Genomic DNA, 25,819 nt, shown 5'->3' with positions numbered 1-25,819 from the left:
CCATGTCCATACCCGTTACTCCGGCGGATGGTGTCCGTCTGGTCGTATCCGATATCGATGGCACCCTGATTACTCCCGAACGCCAGATCACAGCCGCCGCCCATAGTGCCGCGCGCGATCTGGAACGCGCGGGAATCCGGCTCAGCCTTGTCAGCAGCCGTGCCCCGCGCGGGATGATGCAGTTCGTGAAGGAACTGAAGATCAGCACGCCCATAGCCGGGTTGAATGGCGGGCTGATCTGTGATCCCGATGGCACGATCCGCGAACGCCTGTCGCTGGAGGCGGATGTTGCCCGCCGGGCCGTGGAATTCCTGCTGGCCAACGGGGTCGAGCCGTGGCTGTTCATCGGCCATGACTGGCTGGTGCGACGCGCCGATACGCCACAGGTTCACCATGAATGCGCGGTGGTCCGCACCACCCCGGTGCAGGTGGACGATTTTGCCGGGCATTACAGTGATGTCGGCAAGATCATGGGCGTTTCGGCGGACCCCGCCCGCCTGCCGGGCGTGGAGCGTGAACTGGCGGCCATGCTGGGTGGGGGGGCGAGCGTACACCAGTCTTCCCCCATCTACCTTGATATTACGCATCCGCGCGCGAACAAGGGCTATGCGGCAAAAGAACTGGCGCATCTGCTGGATACTGATATCCGCAATACGGCATGCATCGGGGATATGAACAACGACATACCCATGCTGAAGGAAGCCGGGGTCAGCATCGCCATGGGCAACGCCCCGGATAATGTGAAGGCCCATGCCCGTTTCGTGACAAGGCCCAACACGCAGGACGGATGGGCGTTTGCCATGGAAAGTTTCGTACTATCCCGCGCATGATCGCGCGGCACATGACAGGGAGAGAACATGCCACAGGATGCAGTTAAACCATCGGCCGATCAGATCAGGCTGGTGCTGGCGGATGTGGATGGCACGCTGGTCACGAAAGACAAGATCCTGACGCCGCGTGCCATCCGTGCGGTCGAACGCCTGCGCGAACGTGGCATCCTGTTCACCATCACCAGCGGGCGTCCGCCCAAGGGGATGAAGATGGTGATCGATCCGCTGAAAATTTCCGAACCTATCGCAGGCTTCAACGGCGGCATGATGGTCCGGCCCGATTTTACCGTGATCGAGGCCCGCACGCTGCCTGCTGATACCGCGCGCAAGGTCATTGGCATCATCCGCGATCACAAGGCCGATCCGTGGGTCTATAACGGCAATGACTGGATCGTTTCCAATGCCGACGCCGCGCATGTGGCGCGTGAGCAGTGGACGGTCAAATTCCCGCCGGTGGTCGGCAATGTGGAAGAAAAGCTGGATCAGGTGGTCAAGATCACCGGTGTCAGCGATGACCTCGATCTCATGAAACGGCTTGAACACGACCTGCAGCAGGTGCTGGGCGATACGGCTTCGGCAGCCCTGTCGCAGCCGTACTATGTGGACGTGACCAACAGGGATGCGAACAAGGGCGGCGTGGTCATGACGCTGGAACGCCTGCTGGGCATTCCTGCGGCGCAGATGGTGACACTGGGCGACCAGCCCAATGATGTGCTGATGTTCCGCAAGAGCGGCATGTCGATCGCCATGGGACAGGCCTGCCCCGAAGTGCAGAAGCAGGCGACATACGTTTCCACCTCGTGCGAGGAGGAAGGGTTCGCCAACGGGATCGAGAAATACGTGCTGGGAGATGCGTGACATGACCGGTGGACATGACGTGAAAACGGGCGCGATGGTTGTCCTCCCCGATGGGGAGGCCATTGCCCAACATATGGCGAAGTGGCTGACGGAACAGGCGCTGGCGAAGAAGGACGGCCCGTTCGTGCTGTCCCTGTCGGGCGGGTCCACGCCGAAGCGGCTGTACCAGATCCTTGCATCCGACGCCTACCGCGACCGCTTCCCGTGGGCGAACACGCAGTTCTTCTTCGGGGACGAGCGTTTCGTGCCCGACAGCGATCCGGCCAGCAACTACCACATGGTCGAGACCGAAATGCTGGCCCACGTTCCCGTGCCGCCCGCCAACGTGCATCCCATGCCGACATCGGGCGATCCGGTGCAGGCGGCGGCGGCGTATCAGGCGGAACTGGAAAAGGTCTATGGCGGCAGCACGCTTGAACCGGGTCGCCCGCTATTTGATGTGGTGATGCTGGGGCTGGGGGATAACGGGCATACCGCATCGCTTTTCCCCCGCCAGCCGGTGCTGAAGGAAACGAAGCTGTGGGTTTCGACCTGCGTGCCCGATGACGCGCCGCATACGCGCCTGACCCTGACCTATCCCGCCATCCATTCCAGCCGCCATGTAGTGTTCATGCTGGCGGGCGCGGGCAAGCAGGAAGCCTTTGCGAAAGTGCGCGCGGGTGATCCGGCGGAACCGGCCAGCCACATCACAACCGAAGGCGAACTCATCTGGCTTATGGACAAGGCGGCAGCAGGGCAATAAGTGCGGAGAAGCGTATCTGGCCGCCTGGATACGCGTTACGCAAATAAGAATGACGGGGCACCCGGGAAAGGGATGCCCCGCAGCAGAGGAAACAGCGCATGTCCACCCACACTACGGACCCGAGGGCAGAACTGAAGCGGCAGGCCGCGATCGAAGCGGCCGACATGGTCACGGAAGGCATGGTTGTCGGCCTGGGTTCCGGCAGCACGTCCGCCTTCATGATCGAGGAACTGGGCCGCCGCTGGGCCGAAGGGCTGCGGTTCTGCGCGATTCCCACATCCGAACGCTCAGCCGAGCAGGCGCGTTCGCACGGGATCAGACTGGTGACGTTCGCAACCCATCCCCAGATCGACATAGACATCGACGGTGCGGATGAGGTGGAACGCGGTTCCCTCAACCTCATCAAGGGGCTGGGCGGGGCGCTGTTCCGTGAAAAGATCGTGGCGGCGGCTTCACGCAAATTCGTCGTGGTGGTGGATGACAGCAAGCTGGTCGACCGGCTGGGCGCGCGCGTGCCGGTGCCGGTGGAAGTCGCCTCCTTCGGGTGGACCAGCACGGCCCGCCAGCTTGAAGGTCTGGGCGCGCGCGTGACCCAGCGCCTGGACCGCAGCGGCAATGTGTTCGTAACAGACGGGGGCAACATGATCCTCGACTGCCATTTCGGTGAAATTGCCGATTCGGTCGAACTGCAGCGGCGACTGGACGGGATCGTCGGCGTGATCGAGACCGGGCTGTTCATCGGCCGCACGTCGGAAGTGATCGTTGCCACGGTGGATGGCCTGCAGCGGCTGCGCGTGGCATGACCGGGCCGGGGTTGCAGGATCAGGGCATCCGGCCGCTGGTGCTGGTCGTCATGGGCGTTTCGGGCTGCGGCAAGACCACCCTTGCCGAAGGGCTGCACAACCTTCTGGGCTGGCCGTATCAGGAAGGGGACCTGCTGCATCCCCGCGCCAACGTACAGAAGATGGCCGCAGGCATTCCCCTGACCGATGCCGACCGCACGCCATGGCTGGAAGCCTGCCACACATGGCTGCTGGAACGTGTGAAGTCGGGTCAGGGGGGTATCCTGACCTGCTCCGCGCTCAAGCGGTCCTATCGTGACCTGCTGCGGGCCGACGGGGCTGCGGATATCGTGTTCGTCTATCTGGAAATACCGGAATCGACCCTGTACGATCGCCTGCGTCGGCGGCGGGGACATTACATGCCCGCCAGCCTGCTGCCCAGCCAGCTTGCCACGCTGGAGCCGCCGACGGCGGATGAGCATCCCGTTGTCGTGCATCTGGAGGCGACACCGGCCGAACTCATCGCCGAGACCCTTGGCCTGCTGAAACAGAAATTTCCTGAACGCAATGCCGCCGGACGGGAATAAATGACCGAGTCGCCTGCTGTCCTGTTCGTCTGTACCGGCAATATCTGCCGCTCCCCGCTGGCAGAAGGCGCCTTCCGCCATGCCGCCCGGCAGGCGGGGCTGGCGGTCACGGTCGATTCGGCGGGCACGGGCAACTGGCATGCAGGTGCTCCACCCGACCGGCGTGCCTGCGCCGTGGCCCGCAGGCACGGGATCGATATCAGTGGCTATCGTGCGCGGGTGGTCAAGGTGGCTGATTTCGACCGTTTCACCCATATCATCGCCCTGGACGCCAGCCATCTGGAATATCTGCTGTCCATCCGTCCTGCTGGTTACCGGGCGGAAGTCTCGCTGCTGATGGATCACGTGCCGGGCATGGAAGGGCGCGATGTGGTTGACCCCTATTACGGCAGCGCCAGCGGCTTTGACACGACCTGGCAGGATGTCATGGCGGGGGTCGAAGCCTTGGTCAGGAAGCTGCAGCGCCGGTCATGACCCGTCTGGCCCGCCACGGCGCTGCCCTGCTGGGGGCGCAGATATGGAACTGGCATCCGCTGCAGGGCGGGGATACGGCGCAGACGCTGCTCCTCTATCTCAATGACGGGCGCAAGGTTGTCGTCAAGAACGGTCCCGATCCGGTGGAGGAGGCCGCGATGCTCCGCAGCCTTGGCCGGACCGGTGCGCCCGTGCCGCAGGTTCTGGCGGTGGATGAGGACGCAGTTGTGCTGCAGTACCTGCCGCCCGATGGCAGGCTGCCGGGATGCTGGGACGATCTGGGGCGGGTGCTGGCGCAGGTCCATACCGGCAGGCCGGAGGGGGATGCAATCCGTTATGGCTGGCATGCCGACCATGCCTTCGGGGACGTGGCGGTATGCAATGAATGGACGGAAAACTGGCCCGAATTCTGGGCACGTCACCGCATTGGCGTGCATCTGGATCATGTCGGACCGGACCTTGCCCGCCAGCTTGAAAACCTGATGCGTCGCCTGCCTGACCTGTTGCCGCACAAACCGGTTCCATCCCTGCTGCATGGTGATCTGTGGGGCGGGAACGTGCTGGTATCGGGCAGCCGGGTATCAGGGCTGATCGACCCCTGCTGCCATTACGGTCATGCGGAGGTCGATCTGGCGACAGCAGGGGTATTTGATCGCCCCAGCGCCGCTTTCTACACGGCCCATGGTGGTGTTGAGGCGGGGTATGAAGTGCGTTTCGCCATCTACCGGCTGTGGATCGCGCTTGTGCATCTGCGCCGCTTTGGCGCGACCTATATGCCGCTGGTGGCGCATTATCTCGATGTGGCGGGTGCGGGACGCGCCTGAAGGCGCAATCCCGCCTGATCTGGCCTAAAGGGAGCGGTAGCGCGACAGCCAGTGGGCATAGGGCGCGGGCAGGACCCACGGGGCGTCCTCACGGCCCAGCGCGCGGGCAGCGGCGTAAGGCCAGTGCGGGTTTTCCAGCAGGGGGCGGCCAATCATGGCCAGATCGATCTGTTCCGTGCGGATCAGCCCGTCAATGGTCTGCGCATTGCCCAGATACCAGCTTGTGGCGACCGGCAGGCCGCTTTCCTGACGGACACGGCGCGCAACCGGGGCCATGAAGGACGGTCCCCACGGAATTTTCGCCGCCGGTGTTGAAAAGCCGATGCTGACATCCAGAAAATCCAGTCCGGATTCGCGAAAGATCCTGGCAACCGTGATGGCGTCCTGAAGCGTCTGTTCGTCCTGTCCATCAAACTCGATCATGCCAAGCCGTGCGCTGAGCGGGCGGTCCTCCGGCCAGATGGTGCGTACTTCCAGCAGGGTTTCCACCAGAAACCGCGCACGGTTTTCAAGGCTGCCGCCGTAACTGTCATCACGCTGGTTGGAATGGGGGGAAAGGAAGCTCTGCCCCAGATAGCCATGGGCGAAATGCAGCATGAGCCAGCCAAAGCCCACATCGCGCGCCCGCTTCGCCGCCGCCACGAAATCCTGCCGCACGCGGGTAATATCCGCCACCGTCATGGCGCGCGGCACCTTGGGCAGTCCCGCGCCAAAGGCCAGGGCCGAAGGGGCGATGGTTTCCCAGCCACGCGGGTCATCGGCTGCGATCGAATCGTCTCCTTCCCACGGGCGGTTGGCGCTGGCCTTGCGGCCCGCATGGGCAATCTGGATGCCCGGCACCGCCCCCGCGTCACGCATGGCGCGCACCAGTGGGCGAAAGGCTTCGGCCTGTGCATCGTTCCATAACCCGAGGCATCCGGGGGTGATCCGTCCTTCTGGTGAAACGGCGGTCGCTTCCACCACCACAAGTCCGCTGCCGCCCCGCGCCAGCGCCGCGTAATGCGCATGATGCCAGTCGTTCACGACACCATCGACCGCCATGTACTGGCACATGGGCGAGACCACGATGCGATTGCGCAGGGTCGTGCCCCTGAGTGTGTAGGGGGTAAAGAGATCAGTCATTTTTCTGCATCCATCAGCACGGAATGGCGGACAGACTGATCCTGTCTGGCAGATGACGCAATGCGTCAGGCATGCGTGGCATACAGGGGCCGTGCAAGGCTGCAGCAGGGCAGATAGATATTATGTGGGGAGGGCACCGTAAAATGGCGCGAGTGACGGGGCTCGAACCCGCGACCTCCGGCGTGACAGGCCGGCGCTCTAACCAACTGAGCTACACCCGCATCCGCTGCCGCCCCGTGGGGCTGCAACCGTTCGGTGAAAGGGCAAATAACAGGCCGGTCCCGTCATGGCAACAGGGCAGACGAAAAAAAACGTCCTGAACATCATGTTGAGGGCGTTTTGCTGGCAGCAGGGCATGCGCAGGCCCTTTCCGTGTGGAAGCAGGCTGCCCGGGTGGCAGCGTTACGACTGGCAGCCTGTATCCGTGCCGACGGTAATGCTATCGTGATGGGGAATAATCCACATATGCCTGATCGGAATTACCGATGCTGCCGATGCCTTCCGCCCAGCAGTTGCGTTATCTTGTCACTCTGGCCGAACTGCGTCATTTCGGCCGGGCGGCACGGGCCTGCGCCGTGACCCAGTCCACGCTTTCAGCCGGGATACTGGCCCTTGAGCGCCAGATGGATGCAAGGCTGCTTGACCGCGATGTCGGCAAGAAGGTCGTGTTCACCCCGCTGGGGGACAAGGTGCTGGCCCGCGCCCGTATCGCCCTTGATGCCCTTCAGGGCGTGCTGGATGTAGCCGTGGCGGCGCGCGAACCGATGAGCGGACTGCTGCGCATCGGCGTCATTCCCACCATCGGGCCGTTTGTCCTGCCCTCGCTGGTCCGTCGGCTGCCGCATGCCTATCCGCAGCTCCGGCTTTCGCTCAATGAGGACATGACCCACAACATGATGGAAAAGCTGGCGCTGGGCAGGCTGGACCTGGTGCTGCTGGCCATGCCCTGCGACTGTGATGATAGCGAGACGCTGCCCCTGTGGCGCGACCCGTTCATGCTGGTCATGCCGCGTGACCATCCGCTGGCGAAACTGCCATCGGTGCCGGTGGACAGCATCGTGCATGAAAACATGATCATGCTGGAGGACGGGCACTGCCTGCGCGACCAGACGCTGGCCATGTGCCGTCAGGTGCGCGGCTGGAGCCAGAACGGGGAGGATGCCACCTGTGCGGTGACGTCCCTTTACACAATGCTGGAAATGGTGGCCGCGGGCATGGGGCTGGCGCTGGTGCCGCAGCTTGCGGTCGATTCTCCCCTGCTGGATGGGCAGCTTCTGGCGGTCAGGCCCGTAACGGGGGCGCAGGCATGGCGCACCATCGGGCTTGCATGGCGGCCGCGTTCGCCACGTGCGACGGATTTTCATACCATCGCCCCGTTTTTCGTGCCCGATTCCATCCCGGAGGCGAATTCGCTGCTATAAAAACCACCAGAATCCGGCCATGGAGTTGACTCTTGGCGCAGGCAGGGGTATTCGGGCGCCTCTTTGGCGGTATTCCGCCGCTAGTCGAGGGTCGGATCATGAAAATCAGAAACAGCCTGAAATCGGCAAAGGTTCGCGACAAGGACTGCCGCGTGGTCCGTCGCCGTGGCAAGGTCTATGTCATCAACAAGAAGAACCCGCGCATGAAGGCCCGTCAGGGCTGATTGTGCCGGACGGCGTTTTGTCCGTCAGCATTTTCTTCAGACAGCCGCAAAGCTGCGTAGACAGGTTTTTAAAAGCCTGTTTGCGTGGCTTTTCGTGCGTACCCCTGCTTGTTGCCGCCGGTCTGTTACCCGCGCAGGCCTCCGATGTGACCCCGCCCCATGATCTGGGCCAGCATGCAGGGCCACCGGCCCGCGGTTATGCCAGTAGCCGGCAGCAGGCCGGTACGGGAATTGACGGGCTGGAAACGGAACTGGCGCATGCGGCCAGCGTGCAGGCCGCACGTGATCTGCTGGGGCGGATCGAGCAGTTGCGCATAAAGGATCTGGCCCCCACCACCACCCTGCTGCTGCGTCGCGCGCAGGATGACCTGAACGCCCAGCGCCCGCTGGATGCGACGCAGGACATGGATGATGCCCTGCTGCTTCAGCCCGATGTGGAAGTGCTGTGGCGCAACCGTGCGCAGGCGCGTCTGGCGGCGGCCAATCCTGATGGTGCCGTGGCGGATCTGGGCGTGGCGCTGCATCATGACGGGCGCGATATCATGGCGTGGAAGATTCTTGTGAATGCCGAGCAGCAGCGCGGCGACTGGCTGGCGGCGTGGAAGGCATGGCAGCATGTGGTGGAACTTGATCCCACAACGCCCGATGCCGCCCATGAAACCGAACGCCTGCGGCTTAAGGCCTTTGGCCAGCCGACCTGAGTAAAAGCGGCCTTCAAACAATCCGTCGATAAAAAATAGAAGAAGTTTTTGGGCGCGCCTTTTTCAAAAAGGCGGTGTTGCCTGAAGCTTTTTGAAAAAAGATTCACCAATGGGTACTGCGGATTACATCCATTGGAAGAGCGCAGGACCCGAACCGTACATCCGGTCCGGCATCTATCCCACGCCCCAAAAGAAACCGACTGGCGATCAGTTCTGGACCGAAAGACGGCTGTATGATCGCCCCTAGCGATCCGTCAGGCGGAATTCGATGCGCCGGTTATGGGCAAAGGCTTCCTGTGTCGTGCCGTGGTCCAGCGGCTGGTAATCCGAAAAGCCGGTTGCGGCCAGATGGTGCGGATCGATCCCTTCCGCAATCAGCAGCTTGACCACCGTGATGGCGCGGGCGGATGACAGTTCCCAGTTGCTGGGGAAGGCGGTGTGGATCGGCTGACGGTCGGCATGGCCGTCCACGCGCAGTATCCATGGTACGTCAGACGGAATCTGCTGCGCGATCTGCCGCAGGGTCTGCGCCAGAATCCTGATCTCCTTCACCCCTTCGGGTGACAGCTCGGCCCCGCCGGGGGGGAACAGCACCTCGCTTTGGAACACAAAGCGGTCGCCTACGATCTGCACGCCCTTGTGGCCCTGCAATACGTCGCGCAGCCGCCCGAAGAATTCGGAACGGTAATGCTGTAGCTGTTCCACCTTTTCCGCCAGCGCGACATTGAGCTGCATGCCAAGCGCGTCAATCTTCCTGTCGCGCTCCCGCACGTCGTTTTCCGTCACATCCAGCGCGGTGGAAAGCGCGCTGAGCTGCTGGCGTAGCTGGGCGACCTGCTCATCCAGCGCGGTGGCGCGGGCCTGCGCGTTGTCGCGCTCGCTGGTCTGCTGGTTAAGCTGCGCGGTCAGGGATGTTGCGGTCGCGGCGTCCGCCTCATGGGTTTTCTGCAGACCTGCGACCTCATGCTGGAGCGCGCTGGTATGACTGCGCTCAAGCGAGAGCATCTGCCCCAGTTTGGCAACTTCATGTTCAAGCTGGGTCAGCGCCTGCTGGCGCTTGTTCAGTGCTACCGACAGGAAAGCCTGCCCCAGCACGAAAACAAGCAGCACGAAGATGATGACCATCAGCAGCGTTGACAGCGCATCGACATAGCCGGGCCAGGCGTTGAGTTCGGAACGGATCGAGCGACGGGAGCGGCGCGCCATGGGATGAACCTTAATATGCGGTCAGGAGGCGGAAGGGTTCTTTCCGGGGGCGCTGGCAGCAATGGTGCGCGCGAGCAGGCGCAGGTCATTGCGGATGTCTGTCACCATCTGCTCCCGTCCCGCCGCCGATTCCTGTACCAGCCGCGCCAGAAGGGATTCGATGCCCTGCAGGTGGTCTTCACCACTCCTGTCGGTCATCTGCACCAGCCGGTCGTTCAGCGCGGTCAGCAGGCGGTGTTCCTGCGCGCGTGTCTCCTCGCTGCGTGAAAGCAGGACCTGAAGCTTGTCCATGTTCTCGGCCGTGTGCTCAAGCAGTGCCTGCACATAGGCGGGAACCGTCGCGTCACTGCCGCCAACCTGCAGCCCGCCGGCAGACAGGCGCGTGATGCTGGCCAGCCATTCTTCCAGTTCGTTGAAAAACCGGGTCTGCGCCTGTCCTGCCGTCAGGTCCAGAAAGCCCAGAACCAGCGCGCCCGCCAGCCCGAACATGGACCCCGAAAACGCCGTGCCCATGCCATGCAGCGGTCCGGCCAGCCCGGATTTGAGCTGGTCGAACATGACGTTCATGTCGCCGCTGCCCACGCTCATGTTGCCGATCACATCCGCAATGGACCCCACGGTCAGCAGCAGGCCGTAGAACGTGCCCAGCAGGCCAAGGAAGATCAGCAGCCCCGTCAGGTAACGCGACAGTTCGCGTCCTTCGTCCAGGCGGGCGGACAGGCTGTCCAGCAGGGACTGCATGACCGGGGCGGACAGGGTCAGCCTGCGGCCCTTCTCGTGCGTTGCCAGCATGGACGCCATCGGGGCCAGCAGGCGCGGTGGCGGCGGTGTCGTCAGTCCGTCACGTGGATGGCGCAGGATGTTGACCCACCGGACCTCGGGCACCAGGCGCAGGATCATGGTGATGTTCCACCCGATCCCCAGCAGGAGGATGCCGACGATCAGCCCGTCGAGATAGGGATTGTTGCAGAATGCCTGATAAAGTGTGGAGGAAAGCAGGGCTGTGACACCCCCGACCGCCAGAAGAAACAGCAGAACCCGTACAAGATAGGTCGTCGGACGTGTCACGCAGTGATTTCCTTAATGCGCAGATGAACCTGTAGTGTCCGAGGCCACCACACCGGAACGGGTGACGTCAATACAATCCGCGCCCGCACCATGCGCGTTTTCATCGGGGAGGCCGATGGCGCGGACATAGATGCGCGTGGGGGCCACGCCCGCATGGATCAGCACCGAACGCGCCGCCAGCCCGCGCGACAGCGCAACACGGCGGGGCGTGGACGGATCATCCTGCCGTCCCTCGCCATACGCGGCCACGATCACATGCTGATCGGGCAGTTTCGCCATGACTGTGGCAAATGTTTGCAGGGCCGTAATCATGCGGGAATTCATGTCCGCCGACTGGCTGGTGAAGTGCAGGCGCGTGCCGCCGGGAATCCGTTCCGCGCGTCCACGGGCATCAGGATTGGCCTTGACCTCCGGCGGGGGCGGGAAGGGATGCTGCGGGACATGCAGTTCCGGCGGCCGGAGCACGGGATTGTCAGGCGGCTTCGTGGCGATTGGTGGCAGCGATGCAAGGGCGGCAGGGGAGGCTATGGCGCTTGCGGGGGCATGGCTGCCCGGTACATCCCCGCCCGGACCCGTTGCGGTCGCGGTTGTGCCACCCTCATGCGGGGTGGCTGCGGGATGCTGGGGCGCGCCAAGGGCATCAAGCGCGCTCCTGCTGGTCGTAACCTGCGCATGCGTGGGCGTGGCCAGACCGCACAGCCCGCATGTGGCGACACCAAGCAGGGCCAGCCCATGCAGGGAACGTCGGAAGAAGGGAAGGGATAGATGCTGCATTGCCCCGGCAGGCTACCGGGGGACGGGGGATGCTGCAATCGGCAAAACAGGCCGGTTGCAGCATTGGCCTCAGTCGATGCTGCTGGCGACCAGTTCGCGCAACTGGGCGTGCAGGTGCGGGTTGCCCACCACCGCATCGATCGACGCGGGCAGGTCGTTCAGGTCTTCGCCCGCGGGATTGGTGGCGTAACCACCGGCCTCACGCACCAGCAGGATACCGGCGGCGCAGTCCCACGGCTTGATGCCCAGTTCCCAGTAACCGTCATACCGGCCTGCCGCGACCCATGCGAGGTCGAGTGCTGCTGCGCCGAATCGGCGGATGCCGGCCACCTGTGGCATGAGCGCGCCCAGCGTGCGGGCAAAGGACAGGCGGTTGCGTGCTGAAACCTTCGCAAACGGGATGCCGGTGGCGAACAGCGATTCCTGCATTGAACGACGGGCGGAGACGCGCAGGCGACGATCGTTGAGGAAGGCGCCCACGCCCTTTTCGGCCCAGAACATCTCGTTGGCGGCGGGGTTGTAGACCAGACCGGCCACGATCTCGATCGTGCCATCGGGCAGGCGGCGCTGCAGGCCGATGGAAATGGCCCAGTGCGGCAGCCCGTGCAGGAAGTTGGTCGTGCCGTCCAGCGGATCGACAACCCAGCGCCACGTCCAGCCTTCGCTTCCCGACGCACCGCTTTCTTCCATCAGGAAGGCATAGCCGGGGCGCGCGCGGGCCAGTTCCTCGTGAATGGTGGTTTCGGCCCGCAGGTCGGCCTGCGACACGAAATCGCCAGGGCCCTTGATGCTGACCTGAAGCTGCTCGACTTCGTTGAAGTCACGCAGAAGACGGCGTGCAGCCTTCTGGGCAGCGTTCTGCATCACCGTCATATGGGGAGAGAGTCGCATTGCCACGGTGATCGGTCCTGTCTGGTTCGTGCGGTGGGATGAAGGTAGGGGTCTGGAAAAGTGGCTGGCGCGGGACGACCCGCACCGGCCGGTGGGTGGTCAGGACTTGGCGCGCTCGACGTAGGTGCTGTCCTCGGTGCGGACCACGATGCGCTCACCCGCTTCGATGAAGGGGGGCACCATGGTCTTGACGCCATTGGACAGGCGCGCGGGCTTGTAGGACGAGCTTGCCGTCTGGCCCTTGACCACGGGATCGGCCTCGACCACCTCAAGCGTGACCTGCGCGGGCAGGACAACACCGACCGGGTCGCCTTCGACAAGGTTCAGGACCAGCGTCATGTTGTCCTGCAGGAACGGAGCCTGATCGCCCAGCAGTTCCAGCGGCAGCAGAAGCTGTTCGAACGTCTCGGGGTCCATCAGCACGATGTTGTCGCCGTCCATGTAGGAGTAGGTGTATTCCTTCTCCTCGGTCATCAGGCGTTCAACGGTGTCGGCGGTGCGCCAGCGTTCGTTGGTCTTGTTACCGGTCTTGAGGTCGCGCATTTCCACCTGGATGAACGCGCCGCCCTTGCCCGGGGTGATGATCTGCTGCTTCAGGACCGTCCAGCGACGGCCGTCGTGCTCAATAACCTGTCCGGCGCGGATCAGGTTTGCCTGCTGCTTCATGGTGGTCCCTGTAATGGTTGTGGGAAGTATGGCGGTTCGGCTTCTAGCGTCCCCGGCGCGGAAGGGCAAGGTTGCGCGCTGTCTTTTCAGCCCCGTTCCCGTGCAAGCCGGTGGATTGCGCCATCGGGTGCCGTGACCCGCAGGTAGCCATCCGCCCCGGTATGCAGGTAGTCGGGCGCTATGGGTACCTTGCCGTACCCACCCGGAATATCGATCACATAGGTTGGCCATGCAATACCCGTGACCCGCCCACGCAGGGAAGCCAGCAGGCGCTGCCCCTCGCGGATGGGTACATGGAAACGCGCGGTGCCAGGTGCGGGGTCAAGCTGGTGCAGGTAATACGGGCGGATGCGGGCCGAGACCTGCGCGCGCAGCAGGGCTTCCAGCGCATCGGGCGTGTCATTGACCCCGCGCAGCAGGACCGACTGGCCCAGAACGGGAATGGCGCGGGCCTGCACCCGGCGGATGGCCGCGCGCGCCTGCGGTGTCAGTTCCCGGGCGTGATTGATATGCGCCACCACCCACATGGAGCGCGTGGTGTCCAGCGCATCGGCCATGGCGTCGTCCAGACGCGCGGGGTCCGCCACCGGCACGCGGGTATGGATGCGGATGGTGTGGATATGATCCATCGTTTCCAGGGCCGCGATGATGGCGCGCATGCGGCGTGGCGAGAGCATGAGGGGATCACCCCCCGTCATCACGACTTCATGAATGTCCGTATGCGTGCGCAGCCAGTCCAGCGCGCGGGCCAGCGCCGCATCATCCAGTACCCCGCCGCCGGGGCCGACATGTTCGCGGCGGAAGCAGAAGCGGCAGTATAGCGGGCAGACCAGCAGCGGTTTGAGCAGCGCGCGGTCGGCATAGCGATGCACGATGCCCGGTACGGGGGAAAGGGCGTCATCACCGATGGGGTCCGGGTCTTCCACCGCTTCGGTATGGCATTCGGCGGCATCGGGGATGACCTGCCGCGCGATCGGGTCGTCGGGCGTCTCGATCAGGGCGGCAAAAGCGGGGGGAATGGCGGTGGCATACTGCCGGGCCACCTGTTCCAGTTCCGGTGCCTGTTCTGGCGTGACCAGACCCGCATCAAGCAGGTCCGCCACGCTGCGCAGCGTGCGGCGGGCGTCCGTGCGCCGGGGTGTGGAAGGGTTGACCGTGGATGTCATGCCGGGGCTGTACTGCGCCGCCGTATTCGCTGCAACCGGAGATCCCGTCCCATGCCCGATTCTGTCCGTTCCCGTCCCGATCCGGCCCGCATTGCCGACCGGCTGCCCTTCCTTGTGCGGCGCAACCTTGTGCTGCGTGGCGTGCGGGCGTTTTTCGATGCCCGTGGCTACATGGAAGTGGAAACGCCCTACGCGGTTCCGACTCCGGGTGAGGAAGTACATCTGAAGGTGTTCCGCACGGAACGCGAGCGGGTGGACGGCACGGTTGAGCCGCTCTGGCTCCATACCAGCCCCGAATTCGCCATGAAGCGCATCGTCGCGGCAACGGGCCTGCCCGTGTACCAGCTTGCGCGCGTGTGGCGGAACGCGGAAGGCAGCAGGCTGCATGCGCATGAATTCACCATGCTGGAATGGTACCGGCCCGGCGCGACGCTTGCGACGCTGATGGACGAGACGGAAACCCTGCTGCGTGCGGTCCTGCCCCCCAGTGTCGGGGTGGGGACGGATACCATCGCTATCGCAGCCCCGTTTGAACGGCTGAGCGTGGCGGAAGCATTCCTGCGTCATGCGGGCGTGGATATTCTGGCAACCGAAGGGGATGCCGCGGCTCTGGCCGCAGCCGCGGGCTGCGCATTACGTAAGGACGAGACGTGGGAGGACCTGTTCTTCCGCCTGATGATGGCCTGCGTCGAACCGCATATCGGTCGTACGCGGCCCACATTCCTGACGCACTGGCCCGCAAGTCAGGCCGCCCTTGCCCGCCGGAACCCGGCAGACCCGCGCGTGGCGCTGCGTTTCGAGCTTTATGCAGGCGGAATCGAGCTTGCCAATGCGTTCGAGGAACTGACCGACAGCACCGAACAGCGCCAGCGTTTTGCACAAGACCGCGCACGGCGGGCCGGACTGTATCCCGACGTTGCGGGACTGGACTGGAAGCTGGACGAAGCCTTCCTTGCGGCGCTGGACAGCCTGCCGCCGTGCGCAGGCATCGCGCTGGGCTTTGACCGGCTGGTGATGCTGGCTGCCGGCACGCCCCGTATTGCCGATGTGCAGTGGATGGGCGACGGGGCATAGCCATGCCGCCGCACTGCGGGTGATGGCGGCCTGTCGGGTGCGGTTGCGGTTCAGGCGGCGTCGATGGCGGCGTTCATCGCCCGCACACCAGCGCCGGGCCCATCGGGATGGGACCAGACGGCGCTGATGACGCACAGGAAATCCGCCCCCGCCTGCACCAGCGGCGCGCAGTTGGCTGGCGTTATGCCGCCAATGGCCACGACCGGCAGTTCGATCATGCTGCTCCACCACGTCAGCAGGGCCGGATCGGCACGGACTTCCGTTTCCTTGGAGGGTGAAGGGAAGAACGCGCCAAAGGCTATGTAGTCAGCCCCTTCCTCACCCGCGCGCAGGGCCATGTCACGGCTGTCATAGCATGACACGCCCAGTTGCAGGTCATCGCCCAGCACACGGCGGGCTTCGGCCACGTCCATGTCTTCCATACCCACATGCGCGCCGTCACAGCCGCAGGCAACGGCCAGATCAGGGCGGTCATTGAGGATGAAGGCGACATTGCGCGCATGCGCCACGGGCTGGAGCACCGCCACGGCATGGCGGATGGCGTCGTCCGTCACGTTTTTCAGGCGAAGCTGGACGGCGGCAACGGGGCCGGCATCCAGCGCTTCGGCCAGAAGGGGGGCGAACGCCACGGGATCGAGCGATTCGGGCGTGATGAGGTAAAGCTGGCAATCGGTCATGTCGGGTCGATCCTATGCCACCGCGCGGGCGGCGAACACCCCCCGCATGGGCGTCGTGTCACGTCAGGTTACGGGCGCACAGGTATCGTTCCAGCGTGTCGCATGCGTTACGCGCCGGAAGGTCCAGCGCCACGGGGCGGCGGGACAGCACATGGCCGCCCGTGGCCTGCGCCAGCGATGCAAGCGCATGTTGCTGCGCGGGCGTTGCGCTGACAATCACATGCTTCATGCCCGCACGCAGGGCCGCTGCGGCATGGCCCGCGGCCTGTCCGCAGTCCAGCATGGAAGGCAGGGGGCAGCCAGCCGTAAGGGCGGCCCACCATGGCACCCCCATGAAACACCCCGCCCCCGGTGGCGAAACCACTGCGCAGTCCACACGTAATGAGGCCAACACCGCCATGACCTGCGCCAGATCCCGCGCGCAGCTAATGACCACATGCGGAAGGTCGGGCACACAATGGTCTTGTTTGTCGATCATGCTTGACGTTGAAACGCCATCGCGCGATCAGTTCAAGGGGAGGAATGCGGGAAAGGATGAACGTGTCTGACATTATCATGCCACCGGAGCACGACATGGCGCACACGCCTTCGGATGCCGGGCCTGCTGATACAGGCCCTGCGGAAAACGGCCAGAACCGGCATCATGACCAGAACCCGGCCGACCGCCTTGAACTGGCGCTGAACCGCATTGCCTTTGCCCTTGACCGTCGTGCCGAACTGGCATCCGTGGGCCGTCCGTCCGCCCCGGATACGGACCTGCAGGCGCTTGCCGCCAATATCGACGCCCTGATCGCCCGCGTGCGCGATGTGCTGGGTGATGAAGGTCGACTGACCGGTGGGGAGGGCTAGCGCATGGCGCAGGTGACAGTACGCATCAACGGCTTTTCCTATCCCGTGGGATGCAAGGAAGGGCAGGAGAAGCATCTTCAGGCCATGGCGCAGGAAGTCGAACGCCGGATCGAGCGTATCCATGCGCTGGGTGGTCATAGCGGGGAAGGGCGGCTTCTGGCCCTTGCGGCCCTGCTCATGGCCGATGAGATCCATGATCTGAAGGCGGAAAAGATGTCCTCCGATACCGCCCACCAGCTTGCACAGGGCAGGCAGGCGCGAATCGAGAACGAGCGGCGGACCGAGCAGCTTGCCCATCTGGTCGAGCGTGCGGAAAGCATTGCAGCCGCCATGGAAGAGGACTAGAATGAAAGGGCGGGGCTACCGGGTGCGTCAGGCATGATTCAACCCCTGGGCCGATAAGCACTTCCTAGGGAGCTGGCACTGTCGTGATCGTGGTCACGTTACCTGGCGCCCACCTGCGTCAGCAGGTCCGGGAGGGCTGATCCGACCAACGGCCACGGTGGCTCCGTATTATGGTTTCATGACTTCTCCTGAATCCTGGCCTGTCACGCACGCCAAGCAGGCCCTGCGTGGCGTCATGTCCGCGCGCAGGCGCACCTTCTTTTCCAGCCCCGACCGGGAAGCGGCTGAATACAGCCTGCACCGGCGCATGGTGCGTACCCTGCGTGGCATGGCCGGGGCGGGGGACTGCATCGCCCTGGTCTGGCCGCTGCCCGGTGAAAGCGACCTGCGCCCCGTGATGCAGGCCCTTCATGCCGATGGCCTGTGCATCGCCCTGCCAGAAGTTACCGCGAAACGTCGCCCGCTTACCTTCCGCCTGTGGCAGCCGGACTGCGTCATGCAGCCGGGCCATCATGGCACCTGCCACCCCGAAGGCCCGCCGGTGCAGCCCGATGTGGTGTGCGTGCCGCTGCTGGCGTTTGACAGGCGGGGCATGCGGCTGGGATATGGCGGTGGGTATTACGATCGCACGCTGGCCGCGCTACCGCGTGCGCGCGCCATGGGGTTCGGACTGTCCTTTCAGGAAGTGACATGCATTCCCACGGGGCTGTATGACGTGGCTTTGCCCGCGATCGTGACCGAACGTGAACTGATCCGGTGTCGTGGTGACAGGCGGGCGCGGTAAAAAAGGCTGTTTTCTTGAGAATTCTGTTTCTGGGTGACATCGTGGGCCGTGTCGGGCGCGAGGCTGTTCTTTCCCGTCTTCCGACCCTGCGGCGTGACCTTGCCCTCGACCTTGTGGTGGTGAATGGCGAAAATGCAAGCCATGGCTTCGGCCTTTCCCCCGCCATTGGCCGGGATCTGCTGGAAGGGGGAGCGGATGTCATCACCCTGGGCAACCATAGCTGGGACCGCCGTGACCTGATCGGCCATATCGGCAGCGAACCGCGCATTATCCGACCCGCCAATTACCCCCCCGGCACGCCGGGGCAGGGGAGCGTGGTTGTGGAACTGGTGGACGGGCGCAAGGCGCTGGTCGCCAGTGTCATGGGCCGTCAGTTCATGGATGCAATGGATGATCCCTTCCGGGCGGTCACGGATATCCTGTCACGCCACCGGCTGGGCGTGACCGTACAGGCCGCCGTGGTGGACGTGCATGCCGAAGCCACGAGCGAGAAATGGGCCATGGGCCATTTCCTCGACGGTCGGGTTTCGCTTGTGATCGGAACCCATACCCACACGCCTACGGCGGATCACCGTATCCTCAACGGTGGCACGGCGTTCCAGACCGATGCGGGTATGTGCGGCGATTATGACAGTGTGATCGGCATGGGCAAGGATGCGGCCATTGCGCGTTTCGTGCGCAAGATGCCCGGTGAGCGCCTGCAACCTGCCGAAGGGGAAGCCAGTATCGCGGGCATGATGGTTGAAACCGATGATGCGACCGGCCTGGCCCGTCGCATGGCCCCGGTGCGTCAGGGTGGGCATCTGGCCCCGACATTGCCTGATTTCTGAAAAACCCGCCCCGGATCGGGGCATGGGGCAGAAAGCCGCCTTGCCTCCGGTCCTCCGGCTTCCCCTTTCTTTCTAGCGGAAAGCTGGTTCGTCAAACCCGCGCAGCTTGCGTGAATGGAGTCGGTCCACGCCCTGCGCGCGAAGCTGCTGCATGGTTTCGATTCCCACCACCAGATGCTGGCGCACGCGTTCGCGGTAGAACGCGTTGGCCATGCCGCGCAGCTTCAGTTCCCCATGCAGCGGTTTGTCCGATACGCATAACAGCGTGCCGTAGGGCACGCGGAAGCGGAAGCCATTGGCGGCGATCGTGGCCGATTCCATGTCCACCGCAATGGCGCGGGACGTGTTGATGCGGGTGAACAGGGCGTTAAGCCGCAGTTCCCAGTTACGGTTATCCGTCGTCATGACCGTGCCGGTACGCAGGCGGGTCTTGACCTCCGCATCGTGCAGGCCGGTGACGCGCGCGGTCACGTCCTGCAGGGCGACCTGCACTTCGGCGATGGGGGGTACGGGCACCCATGGCGGCAGGTCGTCATCCAGCACATGGTCATCGCGCAGGTAACCGTGCGCCAGCACGTAATCACCCAGCTTCTGGCTTCGGCGCAGGCCCGCGCAGTGCCCGACCATAAGCCAGCAATGCGGGCGCAGCACGGCCAGATGGTCGGTAATCGTCTTGGCGTTGGCAGGTCCCACACCGATGTTGATAAGGGTGATGCCATCGCCATCCGGGCGGCACAGGTGGTAGGCGGGCATCTGCGGCAGGCTCTGGCCCGCATGCGTCGCCATATGGGGGGTGTCGCGGGTGTGGATGATCTCGCCGGGTTCCACGAAGGCGTTGTATTCCGTCCCGCCATCGACCTGCGCATGGCCATATTCACGAAAGGCATCGACATAACGCTGATAGTTGGTCAGCAGGATGAAACGCTGGAAATGGCGTGGGGCGGTGCCGGTATAGTGATGCAGGCGCGCCAGTGAGTAATCCGTGCGCGCCGCCGTGAACAGCGCCAGCGGACGCGGTAAGCCGGGACGGGGGATGTAGTCGCAGTTGGCGATCGAATCATCGGTTACGTGCAGGTCCGGCAGCGCGAAGTGCGACTGGATCCATGTCAGGTCCGATTCCGTCAGGGACGTGACCGCTTCTTCCATCACATAGGACAGGGGAATGGGCTGGCGGGAGCGCCCCACCATTACCGGGGCCTGATAATGGTGCAGCAGCCCTGCGATCTGTTCGCGCCAGTAATCGGCGAACAGGGCGGGGCGCGTCAGGGTGGTGCCGTAGAAGCCCGGTTCCAGCACCACGTCAAAGGGCGGGCGCGGCCCGTCGGGTGGCAGCGGGGCCTGTGGTGCGAAGGCAAGGTAGGGATAGACCGCATCCGCCAGACCCGTCGTATCGCGTGTGGAGAAAGCATGCCGGATCAGGCTGGCGGCGTGGTCGTACAGGGCGGTGATATGGGCGACGGCGGCATCGGCGCTGTCGAAGGTACGGAAGTCACGCCCTGCCTTTTGCAGGAATCCGGCTGTGTCCATGCTGCGAAATCTCCCTGCTGTATGCTGCGCCTAGCGACGGATGAGAATGTAGTTGATGGTCAGGTCGATGGGGAAGGTATCGCCCTTCATGTCTGGCGGCACGGGCGGTAGCTGGGCGTTGCGGAACATGCCCACCGTCGCCGCATCCAGATAATAGGAACCGGACTGCCCGGTCAGCCGCACCTTGGTTACATGCCCGTCGCGGTCCAGTTCCACATGCACCGACGATGGCCCTTCCTCGCCCGCGCGGGCGGCTTCTTCGGGGTAGTACATGTGGCTGCGGATCCAGCGGTCCAGCTCGTTGCCATAATCGTCGCTGACCCCCTTGATCTGGGTGCTGGAGGAATAGGGGGCATTGATCTTGCCGTTGCTGACCACGGGGCCAAGCGACAGGTCAATCGGCCCGCCCGTCCCGCCCGCGCGTCCATGCTGGCTGCGTCGCGGCAGGGGGGATGCCGAAAGCGACCAGTTCATCGGGTGATGGAGCGGGGCATAGGCGTTGGGGGACTGGTTATGCGCCTGCTGTGCCGCGCGCTGGCCATGGCCGGAGGTCTGCATGGAGGGATTGAACTGGTCGTGCTGTTCCGACTGCGGCACGGACAGGTCGGATGGCGCCTCGCTCAGCGGTGGGCTGGATGGGGTCTGCTCCGTGGGTGTGTTGGCGGAGGGGGACGAATCCTCCGGGTTCTGCGGGGTGTCGGGTGTTTTCTGCTGCGATGTGGGCTGCTGCTGGTCCTGCTGCGGATGCTGCGCGTTCTGTCCCCCCGCCATGTCGGGCGACGACTGGCCCTGCAATCCGCTGGAGGTGGGCGGGGAGAAGACCATCTCCACCTGCGGTTCGGACTGCGTGGCGTCAGGCGAGCCGTGCTGGCTGTGATGGGCGGATTCGATCAGGATGGCTGCCAGCAGTGCTGCGTGCAGCAGGCCTGACGCGGCGATGGTCCGTCCCGGCCCGGGCGTTTCCACCGTGTCGGGACGGATCAGGCCCGACAGCATGGGACGCAGTTTGCGGTAGCCGGGTGGCTGCGCCACAACCCCGCCGGGCAGCAGGCGTTCGCGTTCGGGCGGGGAAGACATGTCCTGTCCGCCCGCGGGCGGCTGGCTGTCGTTCCCGCGCGGGCCATGTGGGATCAGTACGGGCTCCACGGCATTGCGCCACCGGGAGGAGGGACTGAGTGTCGCCGTCATGAAAGGCTACGGGTCTCCGCCATGTTGGTCTGTTGTGGGGGCCGCGTGCCTGCCTGCCCTGTTATAGCATTTATGTCATCAGCATAACTGACGCAGGGAGCCGGTCTGTCAAGGACCGGATGTGTAACGGAAGGGGCTTCAATACTTTTCAGTAAAATTTTCCAGTAATTGCGCAAATCGCTGTGGATTTTCGACATGCAGCCAGTGTCCCGCCCGTTCGATCAGTTCCAGCCGGTAGCACGGAAACAGCCTGCGCATGATGGCATAATGCTCGGGCCGGATATAGGGCGAATTCCCCCCCGCCAGGAACAGCGTCGGGCCGGGATAGGTATAGCCTTCAGGGATATAGGGCCAGCTTTCCACATTGGGCATCGAGTCCACGATTTCGCGCAGGCCGATGCTCCAGTGCGGGTTTTCGCCAAGCTGTATGTTCTGCAGCATCAGCGCGCGCACATCGGCATTGGCGATGTAATGCTGCAGCAGGCTGTCCGCCCCCGCGCGATTGAGGAAGGGGGGGAAATGCACGCGCAGCATCTGTTCGCCCAGCCCGAACTGGCCATGGCCGGTGCGGGCGGGCGGAATATCGGCCACCAGCAGGCTGTGCACCATGCCCGGACGCGTCAGCGCCAGCGTCATCGCAACTTTCCCGCCCATGGAATGACCAACCAGCGTCGCGGGCAGGGCGTTATGGTGGCCCAGCGTTTCCAGCAGGTCGCTGGCCATGGTGTTGTAGTCCATCAGGCCATGCGGGCTGTCCCCGTGGTTGCGCAGGTCAACGGCCAGCGTACGGCGGGTGACGGCCAGCCGACGCTGGAAAAAGCCCAGATTGCGTGCCCGCCCGAACAGCCCGTGCAGCAGGACAATGGGCGGCCGTGCCGCGTTGTCATGCCCTGCTTCCTCGGGGCCGCGTTCGATAACGTTCAGTAGCACCAACTCTGTTCCTATTATCCTGCCGTGACGGTGGATGACTGCTGGAGATCCAGCATGATCTTGCCCATGTGCGACCCGTTTTCCATGAGTTTATGGGCATCGGCAACCCGCGCAAAGGGGAAGGTGGCATGGATGAGCGGACGCACCGCCCTGCGCGCCAGGAGGGGCCATACATGTTCTTCAAGCTGGCGGGCGATTTCAGCCTTGTAGGCGGCATCGCGCGGGCGCAGCGTGCTGCCGGTCACGACCAGCCTGCGGGTCATGATGCGGGCAAGGTTGACCCCGTTCGCCTTGATGCCGCCCTGAAGCGCAATGATGACCAGCCGCCCGTCTATTGCCAGAGAACGCAGGTTACCCTCCAGATAGGATGCGCCAATCATGTCCAGTATGACATCTACGCCGCGCCCGTCCGTCAGTTCCTTGATGCGCGCGGCAAAATCCCCGGTCCGGTAATTGATGGCCGCTTTTGCCCCCAGTGCGGTGCATAGCGTGCATTTGTCATCCGTACCGGCGGTGGCGTAGATCGTGCCGCCCATTGCCCGCACAAGCTGGATGGCCGCCGTGCCGATCCCGCTGGTGCCACCATGGACCAGCACGCTGTCCCCCGCCTTGACCCCGGCCAGCATGAACAGGTTGGACCAGACGGTAAAAAAGGTTTCGGGTATGGCGGCGGCGTGGATGGCGTCATAGCCCGCGGGCCACGGCAGGCACTGCCCCACGGGCACGGTGCAGTACTGCGCATAGCCGCCACCATTGACCAGCGCGCAGATGCGCGCGCCCATGGCGGGAAAGACGCCGGGCGGCACGTCCGGGCCGATGGCCACGACTTCCCCGGCAATTTCCAGCCCCATGAGCGGACTGGCCCCCGGCGGGGGCGGATACAGCCCCTGACGCTGCATGATGTCAGGGCGGTTGATGCCTGCGGCCATGACCCGCACCAGCACTTCCCCCGCCTGGGGACGGGGAACCGGCAGGATGGAGAGGCGCAGGGAATCCGGGCCGCCGGGTTCGCCGCATGTAATGGCCTGCATGGTGTCGGGAACGTGCTGGGTCATGTCTGTCCTCCTGTGGGTATAGCATGCCGCATGTGAACGCTCAGGTGTAGGCGATATGGGCGACAGCTACAGCAGGCAGGTGCGGGAATCGAGCAAACGTGTGTTTGCCGGACCCGGCCATGTCCGGCGCATGGTAGCGGCCGGATATGAAAAGGGCGCCGGGACCTGAATGGTCCCGACGCCCCTGTCCGAAGGCTTTCCGTAAAGGGAAGCGGTATCAGACGGAGTAGTACATCTCGAATTCGGCCGGATGCGGGGTGTGCTCGAACTTGAAGACGTCCTGCCACTTCACTTCACAGTAGCTTTCGATCTGGTCCTTGGTGAACACGCCGCCTGCCAGCAGGAACTCGTGATCGGCTTCCAGCGCCGTCAGGGCTTCGCGCAGGGAACCCGCAACGGTCGGGATCTGCTTCAGCTCTTCGGGGGGCAGGTCATACAGATCCTTGTCCATGGCGTCGCCAGGGTGGATCTTGTTCTTGATGCCGTCCAGGCCAGCCATCAGCATGGCTGCGAACGCAAGGTAGGGGTTCGCCGTCGGATCGGGGAAGCGGACTTCGACGCGCTTCGCCTTCGGGCTGGTGGCGTAGGGGATACGGCACGAAGCCGAACGGTTACGCGCGGAATAGGCCAGCAGCACAGGCGCTTCGAACCCGGGGATCAGGCGCTTGTAGGAGTTGGTGGACGGGTTGGTGAAGGCGTTCAGCGCCTTGGCGTGCTTGATGATGCCGCCGATGTAGTACAGCGCCTCATCCGACAGGTCGGCATAGCCGTTGCCGCCGAATGTGGGCTTGCCGTCGCGCCAGATGGACTGGTGCACATGCATGCCCGAACCGTTGTCGCCATAGATCGGCTTCGGCATGAAGGTTGCCGTCTTGCCGTAGGAATGGGCGACGTTGTGCACGCAGTACTTGTAGATCTGCATGAAGTCGGCCGACTTCACCAGCGTCGCGAACTTCGTGCCCAGCTCGTGCTGCGACTGCGCGACTTCGTGGTGATGCTTTTCGATGGGCAGGCCCATCTCGCCCATCGTGGTCAGCATTTCGGCGCGCAGGTCGCCTTCGCTGTCCACCGGGGCCACGGGGAAGTAGCCGCCCTTGACGCCGGGACGGTGGCCCATGTTGCCTTCGGGATAGTCCTTGAGCGACGCGCCGGGACCTTCGATGCTGTCCAGCTCATAGGTGCCGAAGTTCGGGCCGGTGCCGAAGCGCACGCTGTCGAAGATGAAGAATTCGGCTTCGGGGCCAAAGAAGGCGGTATCGCCCAGACCGGTCGACTGCAGGTACTGCTCGGCCAGCTTGGCGGTCGCGCGCGGATCGCGGTTGTAGAACTGCCCCGTGGACGGCTCGACAATGTCACAGATCAGGATGAGCTGCGGCTTGGCGGAGAACGGGTCCATCACGGCCGTTGTCGGGTCAGGCAGCAGGATCATGTCGCTTTCGTTGATGGCTTTCCATCCGGCGATGGACGAACCGTCAAACATGAAGCCTTCGCGGAAGGTGTCTTCCTCGATCGTGGTGACATACTGGGTGGTGTGGTGCCACTTGCCACGCGGATCGGTGAAACGCAGGTCAACCATTTCGACCGCGTTTTCCTTGATGATTTCAAAGACCTTCGCGACGGCGTCGGCGGAATGCGACGGCGCGGAGGCCGAGGCAGATGCCTGTGCTTTTTTTGCCATGTTAAATTACCTGTCCTGACTTTAGTGTGCCGTTCCATGCGGCGCGGCAGCTATGGTTACGGAAACGTAAGGCCGCTGTCGATAGGCTACAGACATGGTATCCATGTCTGGATGCATCGTCTCAGACCGCGTCGGCCCCCCGTTCACCCGTACGGATGCGGATCACGTCGGACACGGGGGTTACAAATATCTTGCCATCCCCGATACGCCCCGTGCGGGCCGCGGTCATGATTGCTTCTATGGCGCGTTCGGTCATGTCGTCGGGGCATACGATTTCCAGCTTCACCTTGGGCAGGAAGTCGATGATGTATTCGGCACCCCGGTACAGTTCCGTATGGCCCTTCTGCCGCCCGAAGCCCTTGGCTTCGATAACGGTAATGCCCATCAGTCCGATTTCATGCAGGGCATCTTTCACCTCGTCGAGCTTGAAGGGCTTGATGATGGCTTCGATCTTGTTCATGCCGCTGTATGGTCTTTCGTCTCGGGGCGGTGTCTGTACGCCGTAATTTGGCGGCGACAGGGTTGCACGGCTTTGGATTTCAGGCA

General features: G+C 63.9%; 30 protein-coding genes, 1 tRNA gene and 1 other RNA gene. 16 read left to right on the top strand and 16 right to left on the bottom strand.

Annotation, left to right across the window (positions count from 1 at the left end):
* The first annotated feature begins 2 nt into the window (after positions 1 to 2).
* The 7 genes from CFR79_RS07815 to CFR79_RS07785 all read left to right on the top strand — a co-directional run bounded on the left by CFR79_RS07815 (position 3) and on the right by CFR79_RS07785 (position 5,097).
* Complete coding sequence (locus tag CFR79_RS07815) at positions 3 to 830, top strand: Cof-type HAD-IIB family hydrolase (protein ID WP_110547503.1); 828 nt, start codon at positions 3 to 5, stop codon at positions 828 to 830.
* 27 nt (positions 831 to 857) lie between these two features.
* Entirely contained in the window at positions 858 to 1,688 is an 831-nt protein-coding gene (locus CFR79_RS07810) for a Cof-type HAD-IIB family hydrolase (protein WP_110547502.1), read from the top strand.
* Entirely contained in the window at positions 1,681 to 2,430 is a 750-nt protein-coding gene (pgl, locus tag CFR79_RS07805) for a 6-phosphogluconolactonase (RefSeq protein WP_102325180.1), read from the top strand. Before CFR79_RS07810 ends, pgl begins: the two co-directional genes overlap by 8 nt.
* A gap of 98 nt (positions 2,431 to 2,528) precedes the next feature.
* Positions 2,529 to 3,233, top strand: coding sequence for a ribose-5-phosphate isomerase RpiA (gene rpiA, locus CFR79_RS07800; RefSeq protein WP_102325181.1), 705 nt, complete (start codon positions 2,529 to 2,531; stop codon positions 3,231 to 3,233).
* Positions 3,230 to 3,799, top strand: coding sequence for a gluconokinase (locus tag CFR79_RS07795; protein WP_162900399.1), 570 nt, complete (start codon positions 3,230 to 3,232; stop codon positions 3,797 to 3,799). The genes rpiA and CFR79_RS07795 overlap by 4 nt, the downstream gene beginning before the upstream one ends.
* Positions 3,800 to 4,273 carry a low molecular weight protein-tyrosine-phosphatase gene (locus CFR79_RS07790; protein ID WP_110547500.1) on the top strand — a complete coding sequence of 158 codons (474 nt, stop codon included), beginning with the start codon at positions 3,800 to 3,802 and terminating at the stop codon, positions 4,271 to 4,273.
* Entirely contained in the window at positions 4,270 to 5,097 is an 828-nt protein-coding gene (locus CFR79_RS07785; protein ID WP_110547499.1) for a fructosamine kinase family protein, read from the top strand. Before CFR79_RS07790 ends, CFR79_RS07785 begins: the two co-directional genes overlap by 4 nt.
* A 24-nt stretch (positions 5,098 to 5,121) precedes the next feature.
* Here CFR79_RS07785 and CFR79_RS07780 read toward each other — a convergent pair whose 3' ends face one another.
* Positions 5,122 to 6,219 carry an NADH:flavin oxidoreductase/NADH oxidase gene (locus CFR79_RS07780; protein ID WP_110547498.1) on the bottom strand — a complete coding sequence of 366 codons (1,098 nt, stop codon included), beginning with the start codon at positions 6,217 to 6,219 and terminating at the stop codon, positions 5,122 to 5,124.
* 144 nt (positions 6,220 to 6,363) lie between these two features.
* Positions 6,364 to 6,440: transfer RNA gene (locus tag CFR79_RS07775), tRNA-Asp, on the bottom strand.
* 264 nt (positions 6,441 to 6,704) lie between these two features.
* On the opposite strand from CFR79_RS07775, the gene CFR79_RS07770 reads away from it, so the two are divergent.
* The 3 genes from CFR79_RS07770 to CFR79_RS07760 all read left to right on the top strand — a co-directional run bounded on the left by CFR79_RS07770 (position 6,705) and on the right by CFR79_RS07760 (position 8,565).
* Positions 6,705 to 7,640, top strand: coding sequence for a hydrogen peroxide-inducible genes activator (locus CFR79_RS07770; protein WP_102325186.1), 936 nt, complete (start codon positions 6,705 to 6,707; stop codon positions 7,638 to 7,640).
* Positions 7,641 to 7,738: 98 nt separating this feature from the next.
* On the top strand, positions 7,739 to 7,864 hold the full coding sequence (gene ykgO, locus CFR79_RS07765; protein ID WP_003617324.1) for a type B 50S ribosomal protein L36: 126 nt from the start codon (positions 7,739 to 7,741) through the stop codon (positions 7,862 to 7,864).
* A gap of 80 nt (positions 7,865 to 7,944) precedes the next feature.
* The gene (locus CFR79_RS07760) at positions 7,945 to 8,565 is read left to right on the top strand and encodes a tetratricopeptide repeat protein (RefSeq protein WP_408884565.1); all 621 of its coding nucleotides are present in this window, start codon (positions 7,945 to 7,947) and stop codon (positions 8,563 to 8,565) included.
* 243 nt (positions 8,566 to 8,808) lie between these two features.
* Here CFR79_RS07760 and CFR79_RS07755 read toward each other — a convergent pair whose 3' ends face one another.
* From CFR79_RS07755 to CFR79_RS07730, 6 genes are all read right to left on the bottom strand, one after another.
* Positions 8,809 to 9,771: a peptidoglycan -binding protein gene (locus tag CFR79_RS07755; protein WP_102325187.1), complete on the bottom strand. Its 963-nt coding sequence runs from the start codon at positions 9,769 to 9,771 to the stop codon at positions 8,809 to 8,811.
* Between the two features lie 21 nt (positions 9,772 to 9,792).
* Entirely contained in the window at positions 9,793 to 10,839 is a 1,047-nt protein-coding gene (locus CFR79_RS07750) for a flagellar motor protein MotA (RefSeq protein ID WP_102325188.1), read from the bottom strand.
* Positions 10,840 to 10,851: 12 nt separating this feature from the next.
* Positions 10,852 to 11,613, bottom strand: a complete 762-nt coding sequence (locus CFR79_RS07745) for an OmpA family protein (RefSeq protein WP_110547497.1) — start codon at positions 11,611 to 11,613, stop codon at positions 10,852 to 10,854.
* Between the two features lie 69 nt (positions 11,614 to 11,682).
* Positions 11,683 to 12,504: an inositol monophosphatase family protein gene (locus CFR79_RS07740; protein WP_162900519.1), complete on the bottom strand. Its 822-nt coding sequence runs from the start codon at positions 12,502 to 12,504 to the stop codon at positions 11,683 to 11,685.
* Between the two features lie 99 nt (positions 12,505 to 12,603).
* Positions 12,604 to 13,170, bottom strand: coding sequence for an elongation factor P (efp, locus tag CFR79_RS07735; protein ID WP_102325191.1), 567 nt, complete (start codon positions 13,168 to 13,170; stop codon positions 12,604 to 12,606).
* Between the two features lie 86 nt (positions 13,171 to 13,256).
* Complete coding sequence (locus tag CFR79_RS07730; protein WP_110547496.1) at positions 13,257 to 14,336, bottom strand: lysine-2,3-aminomutase-like protein; 1,080 nt, start codon at positions 14,334 to 14,336, stop codon at positions 13,257 to 13,259.
* A 51-nt stretch (positions 14,337 to 14,387) separates the two neighbouring features.
* Between CFR79_RS07730 and epmA the strand changes: the two genes are divergently transcribed.
* The gene (gene epmA / locus CFR79_RS07725) at positions 14,388 to 15,410 is read left to right on the top strand and encodes an EF-P lysine aminoacylase EpmA (protein ID WP_110547495.1); all 1,023 of its coding nucleotides are present in this window, start codon (positions 14,388 to 14,390) and stop codon (positions 15,408 to 15,410) included.
* Positions 15,411 to 15,460: 50 nt separating this feature from the next.
* Here epmA and thiE read toward each other — a convergent pair whose 3' ends face one another.
* The gene (thiE, locus tag CFR79_RS07720; RefSeq protein ID WP_110547494.1) at positions 15,461 to 16,087 is read right to left on the bottom strand and encodes a thiamine phosphate synthase; all 627 of its coding nucleotides are present in this window, start codon (positions 16,085 to 16,087) and stop codon (positions 15,461 to 15,463) included.
* A 58-nt stretch (positions 16,088 to 16,145) separates the two neighbouring features.
* Complete coding sequence (locus CFR79_RS07715; protein WP_258373464.1) at positions 16,146 to 16,565, bottom strand: hypothetical protein; 420 nt, start codon at positions 16,563 to 16,565, stop codon at positions 16,146 to 16,148.
* 56 nt (positions 16,566 to 16,621) lie between these two features.
* On the opposite strand from CFR79_RS07715, the gene CFR79_RS07710 reads away from it, so the two are divergent.
* The 5 genes from CFR79_RS07710 to CFR79_RS07690 all read left to right on the top strand — a co-directional run bounded on the left by CFR79_RS07710 (position 16,622) and on the right by CFR79_RS07690 (position 18,895).
* On the top strand, positions 16,622 to 16,936 hold the full coding sequence (locus tag CFR79_RS07710; RefSeq protein ID WP_110547492.1) for a hypothetical protein: 315 nt from the start codon (positions 16,622 to 16,624) through the stop codon (positions 16,934 to 16,936).
* A 3-nt stretch (positions 16,937 to 16,939) separates the two neighbouring features.
* Positions 16,940 to 17,281: a cell division protein ZapA gene (locus CFR79_RS07705; RefSeq protein WP_102325196.1), complete on the top strand. Its 342-nt coding sequence runs from the start codon at positions 16,940 to 16,942 to the stop codon at positions 17,279 to 17,281.
* 9 nt (positions 17,282 to 17,290) lie between these two features.
* Positions 17,291 to 17,449: non-coding RNA, 6S RNA (gene ssrS, locus CFR79_RS07700), on the top strand.
* 10 nt (positions 17,450 to 17,459) lie between these two features.
* The gene (locus CFR79_RS07695) at positions 17,460 to 18,065 is read left to right on the top strand and encodes a 5-formyltetrahydrofolate cyclo-ligase (RefSeq protein ID WP_110547491.1); all 606 of its coding nucleotides are present in this window, start codon (positions 17,460 to 17,462) and stop codon (positions 18,063 to 18,065) included.
* A gap of 14 nt (positions 18,066 to 18,079) precedes the next feature.
* Positions 18,080 to 18,895, top strand: coding sequence for a TIGR00282 family metallophosphoesterase (locus tag CFR79_RS07690; protein WP_110547490.1), 816 nt, complete (start codon positions 18,080 to 18,082; stop codon positions 18,893 to 18,895).
* A 72-nt stretch (positions 18,896 to 18,967) separates the two neighbouring features.
* Here CFR79_RS07690 and CFR79_RS07685 read toward each other — a convergent pair whose 3' ends face one another.
* From CFR79_RS07685 to CFR79_RS07660, 6 genes are all read right to left on the bottom strand, one after another.
* Complete coding sequence (locus CFR79_RS07685) at positions 18,968 to 20,422, bottom strand: AMP nucleosidase (protein ID WP_110547489.1); 1,455 nt, start codon at positions 20,420 to 20,422, stop codon at positions 18,968 to 18,970.
* A 30-nt stretch (positions 20,423 to 20,452) separates the two neighbouring features.
* Entirely contained in the window at positions 20,453 to 21,610 is a 1,158-nt protein-coding gene (locus CFR79_RS07680) for an energy transducer TonB (protein WP_102325200.1), read from the bottom strand.
* A gap of 138 nt (positions 21,611 to 21,748) precedes the next feature.
* Positions 21,749 to 22,540 carry an alpha/beta fold hydrolase gene (locus CFR79_RS07675; protein WP_110547533.1) on the bottom strand — a complete coding sequence of 264 codons (792 nt, stop codon included), beginning with the start codon at positions 22,538 to 22,540 and terminating at the stop codon, positions 21,749 to 21,751.
* Positions 22,541 to 22,554: 14 nt separating this feature from the next.
* Positions 22,555 to 23,595, bottom strand: coding sequence for an NAD(P)H-quinone oxidoreductase (locus CFR79_RS07670; protein WP_181417397.1), 1,041 nt, complete (start codon positions 23,593 to 23,595; stop codon positions 22,555 to 22,557).
* Between the two features lie 217 nt (positions 23,596 to 23,812).
* Complete coding sequence (glnA, locus tag CFR79_RS07665) at positions 23,813 to 25,273, bottom strand: type I glutamate--ammonia ligase (RefSeq protein ID WP_102325201.1); 1,461 nt, start codon at positions 25,271 to 25,273, stop codon at positions 23,813 to 23,815.
* 121 nt (positions 25,274 to 25,394) lie between these two features.
* Positions 25,395 to 25,733, bottom strand: a complete 339-nt coding sequence (locus CFR79_RS07660; protein ID WP_102325202.1) for a P-II family nitrogen regulator — start codon at positions 25,731 to 25,733, stop codon at positions 25,395 to 25,397.
* Positions 25,734 to 25,819 lie beyond the last annotated feature (86 nt).

It is taken from the genome of Komagataeibacter saccharivorans, from assembly GCF_003207825.1.
Lineage (GTDB): Bacteria > Pseudomonadota > Alphaproteobacteria > Acetobacterales > Acetobacteraceae > Komagataeibacter > Komagataeibacter saccharivorans.
Note: the sequence above shows the minus strand (reverse complement) of the source record. Positions and strands in the feature narration are given on the sequence as shown.